This window comes from Evansella vedderi (assembly GCF_030813435.1).
GTDB classification, from domain to species: Bacteria; Bacillota; Bacilli; order Bacillales; family Salisediminibacteriaceae; genus Evansella; species Evansella vedderi.
Genome location: NZ_JAUSUG010000005.1, coordinates 55111 through 75510 on the forward strand (window position 1 = coordinate 55111; position 20400 = coordinate 75510).

At 37.7% G+C, this 20400-nt stretch carries 19 protein-coding genes and 1 pseudogene; 19 read left to right on the forward strand and 1 reads right to left on the reverse strand.

The genetic code is table 11. From position 1 onward, the window contains the following. Nucleotides 1–90: 90 nt before the first annotated feature. From hemE to yajC, 17 genes and pseudogenes are all read left to right on the forward strand, one after another. Nucleotides 91–1149, forward strand: coding sequence for a uroporphyrinogen decarboxylase (hemE, locus tag J2S74_RS07805; protein ID WP_307323899.1), 1059 nt, complete (start codon nucleotides 91–93; stop codon nucleotides 1147–1149). A 24-nt stretch (nucleotides 1150–1173) separates the two neighbouring features. After that, nucleotides 1174–2103 (forward strand): ferrochelatase, encoded by a 930-nt coding sequence (gene hemH / locus J2S74_RS07810; RefSeq protein WP_307323901.1) that lies wholly within the window; start codon nucleotides 1174–1176, stop codon nucleotides 2101–2103. 7 nt (nucleotides 2104–2110) lie between these two features. Next, complete coding sequence (hemY, locus tag J2S74_RS07815) at nucleotides 2111–3559, forward strand: protoporphyrinogen oxidase (RefSeq protein WP_307323904.1); 1449 nt, start codon at nucleotides 2111–2113, stop codon at nucleotides 3557–3559. A gap of 468 nt (nucleotides 3560–4027) precedes the next feature. Next, complete coding sequence (locus tag J2S74_RS07820) at nucleotides 4028–5167, forward strand: sensor histidine kinase (RefSeq protein WP_307323907.1); 1140 nt, start codon at nucleotides 4028–4030, stop codon at nucleotides 5165–5167. Nucleotides 5168–5260: 93 nt separating this feature from the next. Next, nucleotides 5261–5788: a Spo0B C-terminal domain-containing protein gene (locus J2S74_RS07825; protein WP_307323910.1), complete on the forward strand. Its 528-nt coding sequence runs from the start codon at nucleotides 5261–5263 to the stop codon at nucleotides 5786–5788. A gap of 35 nt (nucleotides 5789–5823) precedes the next feature. Further along, nucleotides 5824–7107 (forward strand): GTPase ObgE, encoded by a 1284-nt coding sequence (gene obgE / locus J2S74_RS07830; protein WP_307323911.1) that lies wholly within the window; start codon nucleotides 5824–5826, stop codon nucleotides 7105–7107. Between the two features lie 247 nt (nucleotides 7108–7354). After that, nucleotides 7355–7762, forward strand: coding sequence for a transcriptional regulator ThrR (thrR, locus tag J2S74_RS07835; RefSeq protein ID WP_370875992.1), 408 nt, complete (start codon nucleotides 7355–7357; stop codon nucleotides 7760–7762). Between the two features lie 15 nt (nucleotides 7763–7777). Further along, nucleotides 7778–8665 (forward strand): prephenate dehydratase, encoded by an 888-nt coding sequence (pheA, locus tag J2S74_RS07840; protein ID WP_307323917.1) that lies wholly within the window; start codon nucleotides 7778–7780, stop codon nucleotides 8663–8665. Between the two features lie 632 nt (nucleotides 8666–9297). Further along, a pseudogene (safA, locus tag J2S74_RS27410) lies at nucleotides 9298–9442 on the forward strand (SafA/ExsA family spore coat assembly protein); the annotation flags it as partial. 1081 nt (nucleotides 9443–10523) lie between these two features. After that, a complete protein-coding gene (locus tag J2S74_RS07850; RefSeq protein WP_307323923.1) occupies nucleotides 10524–11627 on the forward strand; it encodes a YhcN/YlaJ family sporulation lipoprotein in 1104 nt (367 codons plus the stop codon). 191 nt (nucleotides 11628–11818) lie between these two features. Further along, nucleotides 11819–12367, forward strand: a complete 549-nt coding sequence (locus J2S74_RS07855; protein ID WP_307323926.1) for an intercompartmental signaling factor BofC — start codon at nucleotides 11819–11821, stop codon at nucleotides 12365–12367. Nucleotides 12368–12523: 156 nt separating this feature from the next. Next, nucleotides 12524–13138 carry a Holliday junction branch migration protein RuvA gene (gene ruvA / locus J2S74_RS07860; protein WP_307323928.1) on the forward strand — a complete coding sequence of 205 codons (615 nt, stop codon included), beginning with the start codon at nucleotides 12524–12526 and terminating at the stop codon, nucleotides 13136–13138. 27 nt (nucleotides 13139–13165) lie between these two features. Further along, a complete protein-coding gene (ruvB, locus tag J2S74_RS07865) occupies nucleotides 13166–14167 on the forward strand; it encodes a Holliday junction branch migration DNA helicase RuvB (RefSeq protein WP_307323931.1) in 1002 nt (333 codons plus the stop codon). Next, a complete protein-coding gene (locus J2S74_RS07870; RefSeq protein WP_307323932.1) occupies nucleotides 14164–14382 on the forward strand; it encodes a DUF2905 domain-containing protein in 219 nt (72 codons plus the stop codon). The genes ruvB and J2S74_RS07870 overlap by 4 nt, the downstream gene beginning before the upstream one ends. 34 nt (nucleotides 14383–14416) lie before the next feature. Continuing rightward, nucleotides 14417–15442 (forward strand): tRNA preQ1(34) S-adenosylmethionine ribosyltransferase-isomerase QueA, encoded by a 1026-nt coding sequence (gene queA / locus J2S74_RS07875; RefSeq protein WP_307323935.1) that lies wholly within the window; start codon nucleotides 14417–14419, stop codon nucleotides 15440–15442. 362 nt (nucleotides 15443–15804) lie between these two features. Continuing rightward, nucleotides 15805–16944, forward strand: coding sequence for a tRNA guanosine(34) transglycosylase Tgt (gene tgt / locus J2S74_RS07880; protein WP_307323938.1), 1140 nt, complete (start codon nucleotides 15805–15807; stop codon nucleotides 16942–16944). Between the two features lie 228 nt (nucleotides 16945–17172). Further along, a complete protein-coding gene (gene yajC, locus J2S74_RS07885; RefSeq protein ID WP_307323941.1) occupies nucleotides 17173–17439 on the forward strand; it encodes a preprotein translocase subunit YajC in 267 nt (88 codons plus the stop codon). A 211-nt stretch (nucleotides 17440–17650) separates the two neighbouring features. Here the strand turns inward: yajC and J2S74_RS07890 are convergent, their stop codons facing one another. Then, nucleotides 17651–18031 carry a TIGR04086 family membrane protein gene (locus J2S74_RS07890; RefSeq protein WP_307323944.1) on the reverse strand — a complete coding sequence of 127 codons (381 nt, stop codon included), beginning with the start codon at nucleotides 18029–18031 and terminating at the stop codon, nucleotides 17651–17653. A 195-nt stretch (nucleotides 18032–18226) separates the two neighbouring features. On the opposite strand from J2S74_RS07890, the gene J2S74_RS07895 reads away from it, so the two are divergent. Both J2S74_RS07895 and J2S74_RS07900 read left to right on the forward strand, forming a co-directional pair. Further along, on the forward strand, nucleotides 18227–19513 hold the full coding sequence (locus J2S74_RS07895) for an ArsB/NhaD family transporter (protein ID WP_307323947.1): 1287 nt from the start codon (nucleotides 18227–18229) through the stop codon (nucleotides 19511–19513). Nucleotides 19514–19687: 174 nt separating this feature from the next. Further along, the gene (locus tag J2S74_RS07900; RefSeq protein WP_307323949.1) at nucleotides 19688–20347 is read left to right on the forward strand and encodes a DUF421 domain-containing protein; all 660 of its coding nucleotides are present in this window, start codon (nucleotides 19688–19690) and stop codon (nucleotides 20345–20347) included. Nucleotides 20348–20400: the final 53 nt, after the last annotated feature.

The following is a 20400-nucleotide window of genomic DNA, read 5'->3' on the forward strand; positions in this document are numbered from 1 at the left end:
GTGGCTGTCAAAAAGCAATAATCTTTTAGGAAAACAGCCTTTTTTTAAATTTTTTTTAAATATAACTTTGATATGAAGAGGTGTTAGATAATGGGTGAAGTCAATATGTTTAACGATATGTTTTTGAGATCATGTAGAAAGGAAGCAATCGAACATGTACCTGTATGGTATATGCGTCAAGCGGGACGGTCACAACCAGAATATCGTGAATTAAAAAAGAAATATTCACTAGAGGAGATTACTCACCGTCCAGAGACTTGTGCGTATGTAACTAAACTCCCGGTAGACCAGTACAATAATGATGCAGCTATTTTATATAAGGATATTATGACCCCTCTTCCTGCAATAGGAGTAGATGTGGAAATAAAAAAGGGGATTGGACCTGTAATACATAATCCAATAAGCACCCTTGAAGATGTAATGAAATTAGGAACAATAGAACCAGAAAAGGACGTAGACTTTGTTCTGGAAACAATTAAGATTTTAAGAACTCAGTTAACAGTTCCTTTAATTAGCTTCGGAGGTGCCCCCTTTACCCTTGCGAGCTACATGATTGAAGGTGGACCTTCCAAAAACTATAATAAAACGAAAGCGTTCATGTATTCACAAAATGAAGCTTGGTTCCTATTAATGGATAAACTTGCGGACATGACAATTACCTATGTAAAGTCACAAATTAAAGCCGGGGCACAAGCCATTCAAATATTTGATTCTTGGGTAGGAACGCTCAATCAAGAGGATTATCGAAAGTTTGTAAAGCCAGTTATGCAAAGAATTTTCTCTGAATTAAGAGGAGAAGGAGTACCTCTCATTATGTTTGGAGTAGGAGCAAGGCATTTAACCCAAGATTGGCATGACTTACCTTTAGATGTTGTAGGGCTTGACTGGAGATATCCAATTGGAGAAGCGAGAAAGAACGGCATAACAAAAGCGGTTCAAGGAAATCTAGATCCTAGTCTATTGATTGCCCCTTGGAATGTTATTGAGGAAAAGGCAAAAGCCATTATTGATCAAGGCTTGGAACAACCAGGTTTCATCTTTAACCTAGGTCATGGTGTCTTCCCGGAAATACAACCAGCAACTTTAAAGCGTTTAACAAGCTTCGTGCACGAATATTCAGCTGAAAAGTTAGCTGCTAAGAACCAATAAAAATAATGAGGTGTGTAAAGGAAAATGAGTAAAACTGTAGGATTATTAGTAATGGCATATGGAACTCCAAGAAAAATAGAAGAAGTGGAACCTTATTATACTCATATTCGGAGAGGACGCAAGCCTTCTAAGGAGCAGCTAGATGATCTAACTGAAAGATATGAAGCTATTGGCGGTATTTCTCCGTTAGCAAAAATTACGGAAGATCAAACGAAAAAACTGGAAGAAGAATTAAACAGGCGATTTACTGATCGACAGTTTCGCTCTTATCAAGGTTTAAAACATATTGACCCATTCATTGAGGATGCAATACAACAGATGAAGGAAGATGGAATTGAAGAGGCAGTGAGTATTGTATTAGCTCCTCATTATTCTACCTTCAGTGTAAAGTCTTATAACGGACGTGCACACGAAGAGTCAGAATCTATTCAAGGGCCAAAAATAACGAGTATTGACAGCTGGTACGATGAACCAAAGTTTATTGAATATTGGGCAGATCAGATTGTAAAAACGAGGGAACAAATGACGGAAGAGGAAAGGGCAAATCACGTGGTTATTTTCTCAGCCCATAGTTTACCAGAACGAATTCTCCAAAGTGGCGACCCTTACCCTGATCAGCTTAGGGAAACTGCTGATTTAATAGTGGAAAAAGCTGGTGTACAAAACTATGCTATAGGCTGGCAAAGTGAAGGTAATACACCTGAACCGTGGCTCGGACCAGATGTACAAGATCTAACTCGAGAACTATACGAGAAAGAAAAGTATAAAGCGTTTGTGTATTGTCCTGTAGGGTTTGTTGCTGACCATTTGGAAGTACTTTATGACAATGATTATGAGTGTAAAGTAGTGACAGATGAATTGGGAGCAAAATACTATCGCCCGGAGATGCCTAATGCTAAAAAGGAATTTATTGATACATTAGCGACAGTGGTAGAAAAACACTTAAAAGGGTGAGGAAAAAATGAGTAAGAAGAGAATAGCTATCGTTGGTGGTGGAATTACAGGATTGAGTGCAGCCTTTTATTTACAAAAAGAAGTGAAGGAAAAGAAATTAAAAGCTGAGATTATGCTATATGAATCCTCCTCAAGGCTAGGTGGAAACATCCAAACGGATTATTCTAACGGGTTTGTTTCTGAATTGGGGCCAGATTCCTATTTAGCAAGAAAAAATAGTATGACTCAACTTATCAAGGATGTGGGGTTAGGGGAGGACCTTGTTTATAATAGCTCCGGTAAATCCTACATCCTCCATGAAGGCTCCTTATATCCTATGCCAGGTGGAGCCATTATGGGAATTCCAACACAATGGGGCCCATTCTTGGGTACGAAGCTATTTTCTTTAAGTGGTAAAGCGAGGGCAGCAGGAGATCTTTTCTTACCAAGAGCAATAAAGAACGGGAAGGATATTTCCCTTGGACATTTCTTTCGTAAACGTTTAGGAAATGAAGTTGTAGACCGGCTCATTGATCCGTTACTATCTGGGATTTACGCTGGTGATCTTGATCGGATTAGCTTAAGAGCCACTTTTCCCCATTTTGAACAAATGGAGAAGAAATACCGCAGCATGATTGTAGGAATGAAATCCTCCATTGCGAAACAACAATCCGTAGCACCATCTCGCGGTCCAGGTAAAGGAAAACCGAAAGGAATGTTCCTTTCCCTTAAAAGGGGTCTTCAATCATTAGTCGATGCAGTAGAGAATAGTCTTGGTGAAAGTATAGTAAAGAAGAATGCTAGACTTTTAAAAATTCAAAAACATGATAAGCAATATATGTTACGATTTGAAGATGGACGTACGGATATTGTGGATTATTTAATACTTACTACCCCGCATAAGATTTCGTATGATCTTCTTAGAGACTATTCGGCTGTACAATATTTAAAGGAAATTCCAGCTACATCTGTAGCTACAATTGTATTAGCATTTCCGAAGTCAGCTGTTAAAAAGGATATAGATGGAACTGGATTTGTAGTGTCCAAAAAGACCTCTGATTACTCTATAACAGCCTGTACATGGACCCACAAAAAATGGATGCACTCAACTCCAGAGGGGTATGTATCCCTTAGGGGGTATGTTGGACGTTTTGGTGAAGATGATATTGTCCATAAGTCGGATGAAGAAATTCTCAGTCTAGTAATGAAAGACTTAAATCAGATAATGGAAATTGAAGGGGAGCCGGAGCACTTTAGGATTACCCGCTGGAAAGAGACAATGCCTCAATACGAAGTAGGCCACGTTGAACGTATAAAAGAATTGAATGAAGGATTGCATAGAGAACTTCCAGGTTTATTTATAACTGGAGCCTCTTTTGAGGGTATCGGTCTTCCTGACTGCATTGATCAAGGAAAGAAAACTGCTTTTAACATTGTAGATCAATTAACAAGTTATTCCATGGAAGCAGGAGATTAGTAGAGACAGAGGGAAAAAACAATTGCATATATAAAAAATACCGCACGGCCTTATATATGGCGTGCGGTTTTCCTGATGAAGGAAATTATATGAGAAAGTGGGGGAGTTATATTTTCCAATTACCCTTTTTGCCCCAGTTTTTAAACATATTTTTTTAAAGGCTCTATTAAAGGATAATGTTGATTTTTTGTCACTGCTCCCGAACCGCCCGCGGAAAGCGAGTAGCAGAAGCGAAAATCAATATCAAAGTTTAACAGAACCTTTTAAAAAATATTATAAAGAATTCATCTCACCATAATAATGGAGTTACCAAATTAAAAATGTAGCGCTGTGTCGTAAAGGGTAGAAATTACCGATAATTTGTTCGTATTTATAAAATAAAAGGAGCCTTTGTCGTAAAGTTCTTTCTCTCTTATCGTTAAAGTTGTCTTATACTTATTTTGGGACAAAATAATGGGGTGATAGATGATGACACACCAAAAATATGATCTGTCTAATTATTTGTTTGATAAGAAGCCGCTCATCATCAAAGAAATAATAGAAGCATATGACAAGGAAATCTCAAATAACATGGTGGATTTTGCTATATTTAGTAATGGAGTTTCTAATTTATATGAGCTTTTTTTACAAAAGGTTGCAGGGAATTCTAGTGAACAAGTGGTTAATATAGGTGTAAAAATCGAAAAATTCAGGAAAGGCGAAAAAATTACGCTGGAGAACTTTCTATCTTTTATGGAATCGGCACGACTGATTATCGAAAAATGGATTATTTCTATTCCAGGTGAGGAGATTGTTAAGTCGAAGGGAATTGCAGAACTGAATAAGTTTTTTTTGGATATACAAAGGGAAATAACTCTCCAGCTCAATAAGGTAAACGAAGATAGATTAAAGGTTAAGAATGCAGAGGTTTATCGATTGGAAAAGGAAAGAATGCAAATTTTATCTAAGCTCTCCAATAGCTTCGCACATGAAATTCGAAACCCATTAACCTCGATAAAAGGTTTTATTCAGTTATTGGAAAGTCGTATTGACAAACCAGCAGATACTGATGAAAGAAAATATTTTGATTATATTAATCGTGAAATTAAGGAACTAGAGGTACAGGTAAATCAAATTTTATTTTTATCTGACAGAAAGAACCATCAAGACTATAATTTAAAGTCTATTTCATTAAATCAAATCGTGTTACACGTTTTAAGAACCTTTCAACCTATTATTAATGAGCACAGAATCCAATTAGATATAAAATTACCTAAACATTCGATGGTGAATGGGATAGAAGATCATCTGAAATTAGCCGTTTTTAAGTTATTACAAAATGCTGTGGATGCTTTATTAATGAAAGAAAAGGAACGGAAAATAAAAATAACCCTCAACACTAAGAAAGATGAGGTAGTCTTATCTGTTACAAATAATGGCCCCCCCATACCTGAAGTTATTAAAAACAGCTTATTTGATCCATTTGTAAGTACGAAGGAGTTAGGTAAAGGTATTGGACTTGCCATTACAAAGCAAATTGTTGAAAAGCATCACGGAAAAATATATTGTAGATCAGAAGGGAAATGGACCTCGTTTCAATTAGTTTTTCCATATATTTTAGGAAAGTAAGGAAAATATTTAAAGAAAACCTCGATACATGTAGTATAATAGGAGAAAATCTTACCATCTATAATTAAGTGGATATTTCATAGGAGTGTTAATATGAGGAAATGGGAAGTCGTAGATGTATTACGGCACTACCGTCATGATTGGTTGAATAAACTGCAATTAATTAAGGGGAATTTAGATATAGGAAGGATTGAAAAGGTAGAGGGGTTAATACAAGAAGTTATCCAACAATCGAAAAATGAAAGCGATTTGTCTAACTTAAATAGTCAAAAGTTAGCTGAGAGGTTGCTTACTTTTAATTGGGAGGAACATCCATATGTTCTCTTTTATGAAATTTTAACAGAGGATAAAAATTGGGGGCCTATAGAGAGTAGAGTTATGGGTATATTAAATCATATATTCCTGTTATTTGATTCCCATGCAAAGTATGGTTATGATAACCAGTTAATTGTTATCTTGAAGGATGTAGATGGTGCAGAACTGGAATTGGACTATCACGGGCAGCTTTTACTTAATGATAACTGGCATTCTGACTTAGAGAATTTTCAGAAGCAATATGCAAATGTAATAAGAAAAATAGAATGGGATGAAAATGGATTGTTTTTAAACATTCATTTTTAATGTTCTTTGGAAAGTAATGAATGAGGTGAAACAGCATGTTTGTAGATAAGGTTAAAATATATGTGAAAGCCGGAGACGGCGGAAATGGTATGGTTGCTTATAGACGTGAAAAGTACGTTCCAGATGGGGGGCCGGCAGGCGGTGACGGTGGAAAGGGAGCTGATGTGGTTTTTCAAGTGGAAGAGGGTTTAAGAACTCTTATGGACTTCCGATATCAAAAACATTTTAAGGCGGAACGCGGAGAAAACGGCAGGCCAAAAAATCAGCACGGAAAAAGCCGTGATGACATGATTGTTAAGGTCCCTCCTGGAACAACTGTTATAGACGAGGATACTGGCAAAATCATTGCTGATTTAACAGAACATGGTCAGCGAGCAGTAATTGCCCACGGCGGACGAGGAGGTAGAGGAAATAGCCGTTTTGCTACCCCTGCTAACCCAGCCCCTGAAATTGCTGAAAATGGTCAACCGGGACAGGAGAGGAACTTAGTTTTAGAATTAAAGGTTCTAGCTGATGTGGGACTTGTTGGCTTTCCTAGTGTAGGTAAATCTACACTCCTTTCTGTTGTATCTGCAGCAAGACCTAAAATAGCGGAATACCATTTTACAACATTGACGCCTAATTTAGGTGTTGTGGAAACAGATGATAATCGAAGCTTTGTAATGGCTGATTTACCAGGTTTAATTGAAGGTGCCCACTCCGGTGTAGGGTTAGGACATCAGTTTTTAAGACATATTGAACGAACAAGGGTTATTGTCCATGTTATTGATATGAGTGGTTTAGAAGGAAGAGACCCTTACGAAGATTATATAACCATTAATGAAGAACTGGAGCAATATAACTTACGTTTGACGGAACGTCCACAAATAATCGTTGCAAATAAAATGGACTTACCGACCTCCGAAGAGAATTTAGCCCAATTCCAAGAAAAGGTTGGTAATGGTGTACAGATTTTCCCTATTTCTGCTGTAACGAAAAAGGGGTTGAACAGTTTACTGAGGGCTGTGGCTGATAAGATAGAAACAACTCCTGAGTTTCCATTATATGAAGAAGACCAAATAGAGCAACGTGTTGTTTATAAATTCCAAAAACAAGAAGAACCTTTCCATATAACTCGTGATGATGATGGTGCCTTTGTTATTGAAGGGCATGAGATTGAAGAACTCTTTAAAATGACTAACTTCGACCGTGAGGATGCCGTACGACGATTTGCTAGAAGGATGCGTCATATGGGCATTGATGAAGCTCTGAGGGAACGTGGAGCAGAAGACGGTGATACGGTTCGAATTTTAAATCATGAATTTGAGTTTGTGGAATAAGTAAAGTTTTCAGCAAAGGCTGTATTTGTGTTGCTTTTTTTAATATTGGAGAAACGGAAGGCACCTGCTGAAAAAAACTAGGTAAAAAAGTAATTCCTCCTTTGGAATTACTTTTTTACTTTATATAAATACAGTAAATGTGTTGTCAAGAAATTAGTTGGTCTTTATAATGAATAAATAGTATTATTCGTAGGTGGTGTTGATAGTGAGCAAACGAACAGATCAGTTTTACCTTGTTCGTGAGGATATGCTTCCTGAAGCGATGTTGAAGACAGTGGAGGTGAAGCATTTGTTAGACAGTGGTAAATGCGAAAAAATCAATGAGGCAGTTCAGAAGGTCAATTTAAGTAGAAGTGCATTTTATAAATATAAGGATGGTATTTTCCCATTTCATACAATGGTAAAAGAAAAAATAATCACCTTATCCATCCACTTAGAAGATCGTTCTGGAGCACTGTCTAAACTTCTATCACTTATTGCTCAAACGGGAGCAAATGTATTAACCATTAATCAAACAATTCCTTTACAAGGACGTGCCACCATTACATTATCCATAGAAACTGCTGCAATGAATGCAGATGTAACTATTTTATTAAAAAAAATTGAACAATTAGATTCTGTAGTAAAAGTAGAATTAATTGGTTCGGGAACATGAGGAAGGGGAAAAATCATGGGTACTGTAGCATTTTTAGGACCAAAGGGTTCCTTCACTGAAGCCGCCGCAAGGGCAATTTTACCAAATGAAACACATAAACCTTATCGTTCTATTCCAGACTGTATAGATGCAGTCAAGGAAAATGAAGTAGAATGTGCTGTTGTTCCATTAGAAAATGCCATTGAAGGCTCAGTCAATATAACATTAGATTATTTAATTCATCACCAAAGGTTGGAAATGGTGGCAGAAGTTACTGCTCCTATTTCCCAAAACTTATTAGTTCAGAATCAACACTCTGAAAATTGGGAGAAAGTAACTACGGTTTACTCCCATCCTCAAGCTATAGCACAGTGTCACCAATTTCTTCGTAAATATCTTCCTGATGCAAAAGTTTCGTTGACGAGCTCTACAGCAGAGGCTGCCAAGCTTGTGAGCGAAATGGATAAAGGTATTTCTGCAGCTATTGCTAATGACATTTCAGCAAAAGAATATGGTCTAACTATAGCAAAATCAAATATAAATGATTACGAAAACAACCGCACTAGGTTTATCGTTCTAAAAAGTGGAAATTTTAACACTGGTTCTTTTATGAGATCAAATACGGAATCTAATTATAAAACAACACTGATGATCACGTTACCTTCAGATTACTCTGGTGCATTACATCAAGTTTTATCAGCATTTGCATGGAGAAAGATAAATTTGAGTAAAATCGAATCCCGTCCAATGAAAACAGGTTTAGGAAATTATTTCTTTATTATTGACGTTGATATGAAAATGGACGACATATTAATTCCAGGAGTCCGCGATGAGCTGAAAGCCTTAGGTTGCGGAGTTGAAATATTAGGAAGCTACCCTTGCTTCCAATGGGAAGCATTAACCATGAACGGCTCAGTAAAATAACAAGTAATTGGGTATTTAAAGAAATTTATTCACTCGAATTCGTTACAGGCGGACCAATTACGCCTAAGGGCAGCCCACGTCCTACTGCGATTACTCGACGCAAACTATTCGAGGAAGCGTCTCAGGTCCCGCTTGTGGGCAACGGCGTAATGTCGCCATCCTGACTCCCGCGGGGAACACTTCAGCCTCCTTGGGAAAAAACCAAGGCTACTGAAAAAGGGAAAAACATCCTTTTTCAGTGGCCTCAAAAACCCCCTGCGGTGTCTTCAGCTGTTAACCTGTCTCTTCCTCTACGAGTATCGCTCTGGAGCAGTATCCAAGAGTCATCGTAAACGATGACGCTCCGAGACAACTCGAAGCGTATTCAAGAGGCATCACGCGTGATGCCTCTCTGAAGTAACGCTCGTCGCTGGAGACGCCGCCTTCCACTCCTTCGAGTTATCCAAAAAACATTATTTAATTTAAAAACAGCCAAAAGGGTGTGCTAGGTCTTGAATGACCTGTGGCACACCCTTTTGGCATAGGCATTAGTGGAGATGCATAAACATGGAATGTGAAAAATAAAAAAAGAGTGACGATTCGCCCAAAGCAGCATAGGATGTAGTGACATTGTATGGGAGGGATCTAAAAAAGTGAGAATTCATATTGTACAAAAAGGTGAAACTCTTTGGAAAATTGCTCAAAAGTATGGGGTTAATTTTGAAGAACTAAAGAGTGCTAACAATCATTTAAGTAATCCTGATTTAATTATGCCAGGAATGAAGGTGAAAATTCCAACTGGCAGTGTTCAAGCAAAGAAGGAGTCTGTCATTCCTACTCCTAAAGAGGCACCGATCAAAGAACAAACACCACCACCATCCTTAAAGGAAGAAAAAGAAAAACCAATTAAAATGCCTGCACCACCAAAGGTACAGCCGCACTTGTATCAACAAAATACTCATATGAACTTTAATATTTATAAGGAACAGCCGCAGCAGCCAAAGGTACCAGTACCGCCTAAAATGCCAAAACCCAAAGAAGTACCAGTTGTAGAGAAACCAATAGAAAAAAAACCAATAGAAAAAAAACCAGTAGAAAAAAAGCCAGTACCAGTACCAGTACCAGTACCTTCTATTAAAAAACCGGTTGAAAAGGCGCCAAAAGTAAAACCTGTACCTACTGCAAAAAAACCATTACCAGCTGACTGCCATCCTGTAACTCCTGTTTATCATAAAGGATATTGTCCACCACCGACACCTTATACTGGGTATCCTTATCCATATGGGTGTGGTCCAGTTGGGTATCCTGCACCAGGGCATGTACCTTTACAGGGGAACATAGGTTATCCAGTACAGCCTGTTACACCAGGAGTTCAACAGGGTCATACACCTAATCAACCAACACCAGATACTCCGCAATTTGGAGATGTGACTCAGTATCAATTCCAACAAGTTCCTGCACCTTATCAGCCAATCCATCCTGGATATGGGTATAACCCATATGTTCAGCCTGGATATGCATACGGGTACTATCCGCAGCAACCCCTTTGGAGAGATGAGATAGAGGAAGATGAGGAACAAAATAATTAGTTAAAATACAATGTGAAATTTTTGAGGCTGGGACATAACTAAAGTGTTTAATCGGAAATACGAACAATACACTACCTTAGGGAAGTACAAAGCGGGTACATTGCACCTACATCTAGTTTGTTCGGATTTCTTATTAGTAAAAATACTTTTGTCCCAGCCTCTTTTTTTGTTTTTTTCCAATCTTATTATATGGATGGAACTAAGATTGTACTAAAAAAAATTACCTATAAATGTTAGAATCAAACTTGCTTCTCCTAGACAACCTAAGTGGTGAAAGGAGGAGTAAATGAATGAAAAAAATTGCTTTAAGTTTAACGGCAGCAAGTATGATTTTTGCAGGTTTAGCAGGTTGTGGCGATGTTAACGATACTGGCATGAATAATACAACAACTGGATATACAACTAATCAAGGTCAAGGTGCTGGTACTGCAACTGGATTTGGTTTTGATAATGGAAGGTATCCAGAAGGTGTGTATCCTCATACCCGTGATTTTCAAGGAACTAGAGGATATAGAGAGGGTAGAGGATCAACAGGATTTGGAAATGGTCAAGGTACGATAGGTTTTGGCGCGGGACAAGGAAATGGATTTGGTGCCAGAGCAGGACAAGGTAACTATCAAGTAGGTCCATCAACGCGTAATAACAATGTGGGTCATGGTGCAGGATATGTGACAGAAGAGAGAAACTTTGGAAGTGCTTTTGATTATCAAACTGGAAATACAACTCCAAGACAAGGTTTACGTGGACAAAACAATGCTGGGGGATTTAACGTAAGAGGAAATAGAGACTATCGAGGATTTGGCAGAGGAATAACTGGAAATGACAGACCTGGAATGGTTGATGAAAACGGACTTCTTAACGGTTTCGACAATCGTGGTCAAGTAGGTCGTCAACATCGTGGTTTTAACCGAGGAACAGAAGGTTTCAATCACGGCACAGGTAGAGACTATGGTAATTTAAATGGCGGTACTGGAAGAAATAATGGAACTCAAGGTCTAAACCGTGGAACTGGTCGAACTGGTATAAACGCTCAAAACAATACTGGTGCTTACTTTGACAGTGAAGATGGACGACTTGCTACACAAATAAATGATCGTATTGGTGGAGACAACATTCGTGATTCCCGTGTAATTGTACATGGAAATGATGTACTAATCGGTGTAGATGCTGATGACACGGATGGAATTGACGATGACGTTCGTAATCGTGTAGGAAATCTTGCTGGAGACCGGAATGTCCATGTCGTGACAGATCGGAACCAGTATAGAGGGTTAAGAGATATGGATGATCGACTACGTGCTGGCGATGCATTTGAGGAAATTGGAGCAACTTTCAATGATATGCTTGATGACCTAGGCAATGCCGTTCAAAGACCGTTTGAACGAAGTCGCTAATAAGTGAAAGTCGCTGTCTCATAAGTTACTCGTAGTGGGTTATATAAAAAATTGTGACGGCTAATACTCGAGGGTGTTTCAAAAGGTTAAAAACATACCTATTGAAACACCCTCTTCCTTTGTATATTTCTACCCTATATTGGAAATCCTACGAATAGGTTACATACTGTATTTTTAAGGAGGCGACATGCATGTGTCTCTCATATGCACCATCTAAGGTCTTACGTAAAGAGACCACTGTTTTTATCATTACAAGTATAATTCTTTTAATTTTTACATTTGGATATGGAAACACTTCTGCAGAGGAATTTCAAATAGCACAGGCTAGCGATGTAAAAACAGTGGAAGTTATTCTGCAAAGACATTATTTAGATGGAGAAATTAGTGAGGAAACTGTACAAGAAACTATTTGGTCAATGGAAGATTTTTGGGCCTTTTATGAAGAGTGGCAACTAGTAGATCAATCCAATGATCAGGTTATTTTTAAAAGGAATATGAATGATATTTCACCATTATTAAAAATGAATGGATACTTTGGAATTTCTGATGATGGAACTTTAAATATATATTATGGAAAACCACAGGAAAATGAAGTAATTCAATCGTTTTTTCAAGTAAATACCAGTCGTTTAAAAAGTCATATTCACCGATCTTTAATGGAGGGAATACCAGTAACCACTAAAGATAATTATTTACAGGTATTGAAAATGTTCGAGGAATATGCAATAAATGAATTATAATCCTTAAGGTGGCTGCCACTAGGCAGCTTCTTTTTTGTTATTTTTCTGTTGCTGTTGAAATGTGTTTGTCATTAACGCATTTCATCATTTTGGTATGGTAAAATAGAAATGTGTGTTCTCATAGAAGTTAATAAATATTAGAGAGGAAATGGTTTTGTGATTGAGTGTTTAACGGGGAAAATTGTCCATATTGAATCGGACAATATAACAATTGATGTAAATAATGTAGGTTATTTAGTGTTTTGCCCAAATCCTTATCAATTTCAGCAATGGAAAAATGAAAAAGCTACTGTATATACATATCAGCATGTACGTGAAGATGCTATTCGTCTGTATGGTTTTATAAGTCGTGAGGAAAGACGGTTATTCGAAAAGTTATTACAGGTATCTGGTATTGGTCCAAAAGGTGCATTAGCTATTTTAGCTTCAGGTGAGCCGAAATTAGTTGTATCAGCCATCGAAAATGAGGATGAAAAATTCCTTGTGAAATTTCCTGGCGTAGGGAAAAAAACGGCAAGACAAATTATACTTGATTTAAAAGGAAAGCTTATGGAATTACTTCCTTCACATAATTGGGATGATGATATAGAGGCAGACAGGGTAACCGCTGATGACTGTTCCAATAATAAAGAATTAAATGAAGCAGTTGAAGCACTGAAAGCATTAGGTTATGTAGATAGGGAAATTAATAAAATATTACCTGAATTGAATAAGGAAGAGCTTTCAACAGATGTTTACATAAAGAAGGCTCTCCAGTTAATGTTACGCTAAATAGTGAAGTGAGAGGGGGAACTTAAAGTGGAGGACAGGGTTATTAGTAGTGAGGCACAGGGGCACGAAGAGTGGGAAGAACGAAGCTTACGTCCTCAAACCTTATCTCAATATATAGGACAGAAAAAGGTAAAGGATAATTTAACAGTCTTTATCGAAGCAGCTAAGATACGAGAAGAATCTTTAGATCATGTTTTATTATATGGACCACCTGGTTTGGGAAAAACTACATTATCCATGATTATTGCTAATGAAATGAACGTAAACTTAAGAACAACCTCAGGCCCTGCAATAGAAAGACCAGGAGATTTAGCAGCTATTTTAACTGCCTTAGAGCCTGGTGATGTCCTTTTTATAGATGAAATTCACCGTTTAAATAGAGCAGTAGAAGAGGTTCTTTATCCTGCAATGGAAGATTTTAGTTTAGATATAGTCATTGGAAAGGGGCCATCTGCCCGCTCAGTACGATTAGATTTACCACCATTTACACTGGTTGGGGCGACTACCAGGGCTGGAATGCTTTCAGCACCCCTCAGAGATCGTTTTGGTGTTGTTAGCCGGTTAGAGTATTACACCTTCGATGAACTAGCAGAAATAGTGGAACGAACGGCTCAGGTAATGGAAGTTGAAATTGACAAAAAGGCAGCGGAAGAAATTGCGACAAGATCAAGGGGTACACCACGTATCGCCAATCGTCTACTACGGAGGGTAAGGGATTTTGCTCAAGTAAGGGGAGATGGTGATATACGAATCGCAATTACAAAAGAAGCCTTAGAGCTCCTTCAAGTGGATCAACTTGGATTAGATGAAATTGACCATAAATTGATATTAAATGTCATTGAGAAGTTCCGTGGTGGTCCCGTTGGTTTAGATACGATCGCTGCTACCATTGGAGAAGAATCCCATACGATTGAGGATGTGTATGAGCCGTATTTATTACAAATAGGATTCCTACAACGGACACCAAGGGGAAGAATTGTTACCCCTCAAGCATACCATCACTTTCAATTGGAGGTGCCCCGTTCATGAGTCAAATTCCAAAGATATTAATAACCTTAGGAATAGTCATGATTATTGCCGGGTTAATTTGGCAAATTGGTGGAAAATATATTTCTTTAGGAAAATTACCTGGGGATATACTAATTAAAAGAGGTAATACAACCTTTTATTTTCCCATCGTTACGTCAATTATAGTTAGTATAGTTTTATCTTTATTATTTTTTATTATCGGCAGATTACGGTAAGACATTTTAGTGTAGACAAGAAAGGTGAAGTTAAATGGATGTAAATGAATTTGATTTTGAGCTTCCGGATGAGTTAATTGCCCAAACTCCCTTAAAAGACCGTACCGCATCACGTCTTCTTGTTATGAATAAAGTAACAGGAAAAATTGAGCACCGTCAGTTTCCAGATTTAATACAGTATTTAAATGAAGGGGATGTGCTCGTTTTAAATGATACGAAGGTAATTCCTGCAAGGCTATATGGTACAAAAGAAGATACAGGGGCAAAAATTGAGTTATTGCTCTTACGGGAAGAGACGAACCATACTTGGGAAGCTCTAGTTAAACCTGCAAAAAGAATAAAAGTGGGTTCCGAAATTATTTTTGGTGATGGAAAGCTAAAGGGAACTTGTATAGAAGAATTAACGGAGGGGAGAAGAAGGATTCAATTCTCATTTTCCGGTATTTTTCATGAAATTTTAGATGAATTAGGGCAAATGCCGTTGCCCCCCTATATTCAGGAGCAATTAGAGGAAAAGGATCGTTACCAAACAGTATATGCAAAAAACATCGGGTCTGCAGCTGCTCCAACAGCAGGTCTTCATTTCACAGAAGAACTTTTACAGCAAATCAAAGAATCGGGTGTACATATTGTCTATATTACACTTCATGTAGGACTAGGTACTTTTCGTCCGGTTTCCGTGGATAAAGTAGAGGAGCATACGATGCATGCAGAGTTTTATCAATTGACGGAAGAAGCTGCAAAAGTAATTAATGAAGCGAAAGAAAATGGAAATAAAATAATTGGGGTAGGAACTACTTCCGTAAGAACGTTAGAAACGATTGCTCATAAATATGGAAAAATAGAAGCAAGTTCAGGCTGGACAGATATTTTTATTTATCCAGGTTTTCAATATAAGGCCATAGATTCCTTAGTTACTAATTTTCATTTACCGAAATCAACATTAGTAATGCTTGTAAGCGCGTTTGCAGGTAAAGAAAATGTTTTGAATGCTTATGAAACAGCAGTGAAAGAAAGGTATCGCTTCTTTAGCTTTGGAGACGCCATGCTTTTAATTTAGCTATTCGAGTTACCTTAAATTTAGGTGTAAATGTTCAAAAGATAAGGCTCTTTTTGTAAACTTTGTTGCTTTTTAATGAAAAAGCTTGGAGTAGCGAAAGGCGGCGACTCCAGCGGGAAAAGCAATCGACGAAGACCCCGCAGGGTGTTTTTTACCGAGGAGGCTGAGTCATTGCCCGCGGGAGCCAGGACGGCGACATTACGCCGTTGCCCACAGGACGTGGGCTGCCCTTAGGCGTAATTGGTCCGCCTGTAGCGTAATCCAAGCGGAAAATATGTTTATAAACAACAATCTATGCGAAAAGAGCCAAAGATAAAAAGCAAAGGTGATCTTTGCTTGAAAAAGATTAGGAAGTGGAATATATGCCAGCAGTTACGTACGAACATATCAAAACTTGTAAACAGTCGGGTGCCCGTTTGGGAATCGTACATACACCCCATGGATCCTTTGAAACGCCAATGTTTATGCCAGTAGGGACTTTAGCGACTGTTAAAACAATGAGTCCTGAGGACTTGAAAGATATGGGGGCAAAAATTATTTTAAGTAACACCTATCATTTATGGCTGAGACCAGGTCATGACATTGTAAAGGGAGCAGGTGGGCTTCACAAATTTATGAATTGGGATCGACCAATACTTACCGATTCTGGGGGCTTTCAAGTATTTAGCCTTAGTGATATGCGAAAGATTACAGAAGAAGGTGTAGAGTTTAAAAATCACTTAAATGGAGAAAGAATGTTCTTATCTCCTGAAAAAGCAATGGAAATTCAAAATGACTTAGGCCCTGACATCATGATGGCATTCGATGAATGTCCTCCATATCCTGCAGAGTACGATTATATGAAGGCTTCTGTAGAACGGACCAGTAGGTGGGCGGAACGATGTCTAAAGGCACACGCACGTTCAAACGACCAAGGATTGTTTGGAATTGTTCAAGGAGGAGAATATGAGGAGTTACGAAAGCAGAGTGCAAAGGACCTAGTCTCCCTTGACTTTCCAGGCTATGCTATTGGAGGATTATCTGTAGGTGAGCCCAAGGATATTATGAATGAAGTACTGGAGTTCACTACACCGTTACTACCAGCTAATAAACCCAGGTATTTAATGGGGGTTGGCTCCCCGGATTCTTTAGTAGATGGTGCTATTCGTGGTATCGATATGTTTGATTGTGTTCTTCCAACTAGGATTGCACGTAATGGTACACTTATGACGAGTGCAGGTAGATTAGTAATTAGAAATGCTAAATTTGCACGGGATTATAGACCGCTTGATGAAAAATGTGATTGTCATGTGTGTGAAAATTATACTAGAGCCTATATTAGACATTTAATAAAATGCAATGAAACGCTTGGCTTTAGATTGACTACATACCATAACCTTTACTTCCTCCTAAAATTAATGGAAAATGTTAGACAAGCCATTCGAGAAGATCGACTGTTGGACTATCGAGAAGAATTTTTCGAAGAATACGGGTTTAATAAACCAAATGCTAAGAACTTCTAATGACAAAATCAATTTTCATCATGTTATGTATTGATTTTACTAGTAATTATTGTCTAAAATAGTATAGTAGGGACAACCTTACTTAAAACAGTATCTTTTATTTAAGTGAGCTTTTGCCCAAAAAAGTGTAAAGTAATTTCAAAAGAAAAAGGAAAAATTTCCCCAAAATTTTGGAATGGCCTCTAAAGCAAAAGCATCGGGAGTTTGTCACTGAAAGGGGTGAAGTATATGGAAGGTTTAGCTGGTGCATTATTACCTTTAATACTTATGTTTGCGATCTTTTATTTCCTTTTGATTCGTCCTCAGCAAAAACGTCAAAAGAAGATCCAACAAATGCATGCATCTCTTCAAAAGGGAGATAAAGTTGTAACAATAGGCGGTATACACGGAAAAATCGATGCCCTTGATGAAGATCGAGTTGTTATTGATGTAAATGGCAGCCAAAAATTGACGTTCGATCGTCAAGCAGTACGAGATGTAGTGAACCCAGATTAATAAAAAAACCGATTTCCTTAAAATCAGGAAGTCGGTTTTTTTAGTAAATAGGCTGATTTCGTAAACTTTGTTGTTTAACTTTAAAGGCTTGGAGAAGCGAAAGGCGGTGACTCCAGCGTTGCTCGCGAAACCAGGACGGTGACATTACGCCTGTAGCGTATCCAAGCCAAAAATGTACTCCTAAAACAACAATCTTTTAGAAAACAGTAAATTAATAAGACTCTCCTCTTACATTTACTCCAAAAATACCACCTAACATAGCTGCTAAAACGTAACCGCTATGTACTAACCATTGCTGTAAATCAAACCCTTCATTGAATCCTAAAAATTGTACAAGGAAAATAACAAAGGTATACAAAACAGCTGTTAATGCTCCTGCAAGCCAACCTTTCTGCCCAGATCTTCCCCCTGCTATAAAACCACCGCAAAGAACTGCTAAGAAAGAGAAGCCAAGCAGAGCCCACGTAAAGCTCCCCTCTTGTAAAGATGTAAATTTCAGGATTGTGGAGCTAATAAGACTGGCAACAATAACAAGAACGAGTATCGTAAGTATACCGTACAAGGCACTACTAAACAGCCTCTGATTCATCATTCCATCCCTCCCTAATATCTCTTATTTCATACATATTCAGTGTCCTAACTTTTAGACGAGCTTTTTTGAAAATTCCCAAAGGCTGTTCTCGTCTTTAAAAAATTTCATGAAGGTCGTCCTATCTTTTTGTACAACCAATACATGTTTGTCCGGTTTCGTTCATACAATGTATCGAATGAATGGGGAGGGACGGTTATGGATTGGGTTTTTGCTTTAGCTATCTTTACGATTAGCTATATTTTTATTATTAGTGAGAAAATAAATCGAGCTCTTGTTGCTTGTCTCGGTGGGGTTTTTATGTTATTTGCAGGAGTTCTAGATTTAAATGCTGCTTTTTTAGAGCATATAGATTGGCATACAATTGTCCTTTTACTGTCTATGATGATTCTTGTATCTATTACAAGTCAAAGTGGTTTTTTTGAGTTTATAGCTGTCTTTTTAGCGCAAAGAATAAAAGGGAGACCGATTCCCCTTTTAATTATGATTTCTACACTGACAGCTATTGGCTCAGCTTTTCTTAATAACGTTACTACAGTACTTCTAATCGTGCCTATCGTTTTTACATTGACGAAGATGCTGCAAATATCTGCGATTCCTTATTTAATGGCTGCCATTCTCGCTTCCAATATTGGTGGCACAGCCACCCTAATTGGTGATCCACCTAATCTTATGATAGGGCAGGCAGTGGAGCATTTAACTTTTAATGCATTTTTAATAAATTTAGCACCAATTGTCATTGTAATATTTGTAATCATTATGATTGGAATTTGTTTTCTTTATCGTAATCAATTGTTAGTGAGTGTTGATAACCGGAAAAAACTAATGACGATCCATCCCAAAAGCTATTTACAGCATAAGTCATTATTATTTAAATCCGTTACTGTTTTAACACTTACTACGGTTGGCTTTACTATACAGCCATTATTAAACGTGGAATTGACAAGTGTGGCAATGGCTGGCGCTCTTTTACTAATGCTTTTGACCTATGACGACAAGCGTACAGAAGAGGTTTTTCAAACGGTTGAGTGGGTAACTATTTTCTTCTTCGTAGGATTATTTATGCTTGTTGGCGGATTAAAGGAAGTAGGGATTATTGATGAAATAGCAAAATCGATCATTTATTATACGGAAGGTGATTTACCAAAAACGGCAATGCTAATTTTATGGGCATCAGGTATACTATCTGGATTCGTTGATAATATTCCGTTTGTTGCTGCAATGATCCCTGTTATTCTAGAATTTCAGGATTATGGAATGACTAATTTAGATCCATTATGGTGGGCGCTAGCATTGGGTGCTTGTTTAGGGGGCAATGCCACTTTAATTGGAGCAAGTTCTAATGTTATTGTGGCAGGATTAGCGATTAAGGAAAAACAACCTTTTACTTATATGGATTTTCTTAAAATTGGAGCGCCCACAGCGATCGTTTCCTTTGTTATATCCAGTATATATTTATACTTTAGATACCTTATCTTTTTTTAAGAAGGCTGATTTAGTTAATTTGTTGAATACACTTAAACTCCTGTGGAAAAAGGTCCATTGGGGTTTATTTTTTTCCCAACCATGTTCCTAAGTTTCCATTCCTTCTCATTCATGGATTGAACTTAAACGGTAAAAAATATTAAGGTGTACTAGTTGGAGAAGGGGCGTTCACCTGTGGAAGTAGGAACAATAATAACGAGAACTGTAGTAATATATATCGTAATCCTTCTAGTCTTCAGGATCATGGGAAAACGAGAAATTGGAGAGTTATCCGTTGTAGATTTTGTTATTTCGATTATGCTTGCTGAATTAGCGGTGATATCCATTGAAAACGAAAATGCTCCTATTGCAAAACAAATTATTCCTATGCTTGTATTAATGTGTATTCAGATAACCCTTGCCTTTGTGTCTTTAAAAAATGAGAAACTCCGAAAGTTTATTGATGGTTCTCCGAGCATTCTGATTCGTAGAGGGAAGATTGACGAGAAGGAAATGCGAAAGCAACGATACAATTTCGATGATCTTATGATGCAATTAAGGCAAAAGAATATTAAATACTTATCTGATGTGGAATTTGCCATTCTGGAGCCGTCTGGAGACCTTTCCGTTATTGAAAAGGAAACAGGACCAGATGCAAAAAGACATCCCCATTACCTTCCTCTTCCACTTATATTAGATGGGAAAATTAAACAGGACCATTTGACTCAACTAGGAAAAACAGAGTTTTGGTTAAGACAGGAATTACGAAAATTAGGCTACAGAGATATCACAAAAATATCTTTTTGTTCATTAGACAGAAATGATCGCCTATATGTAGATTTAATAGATGAGTAACAAAAATAACGTGTCGCAGGAGCAATCTATATGAAAGATCCATTTTAGAAGAG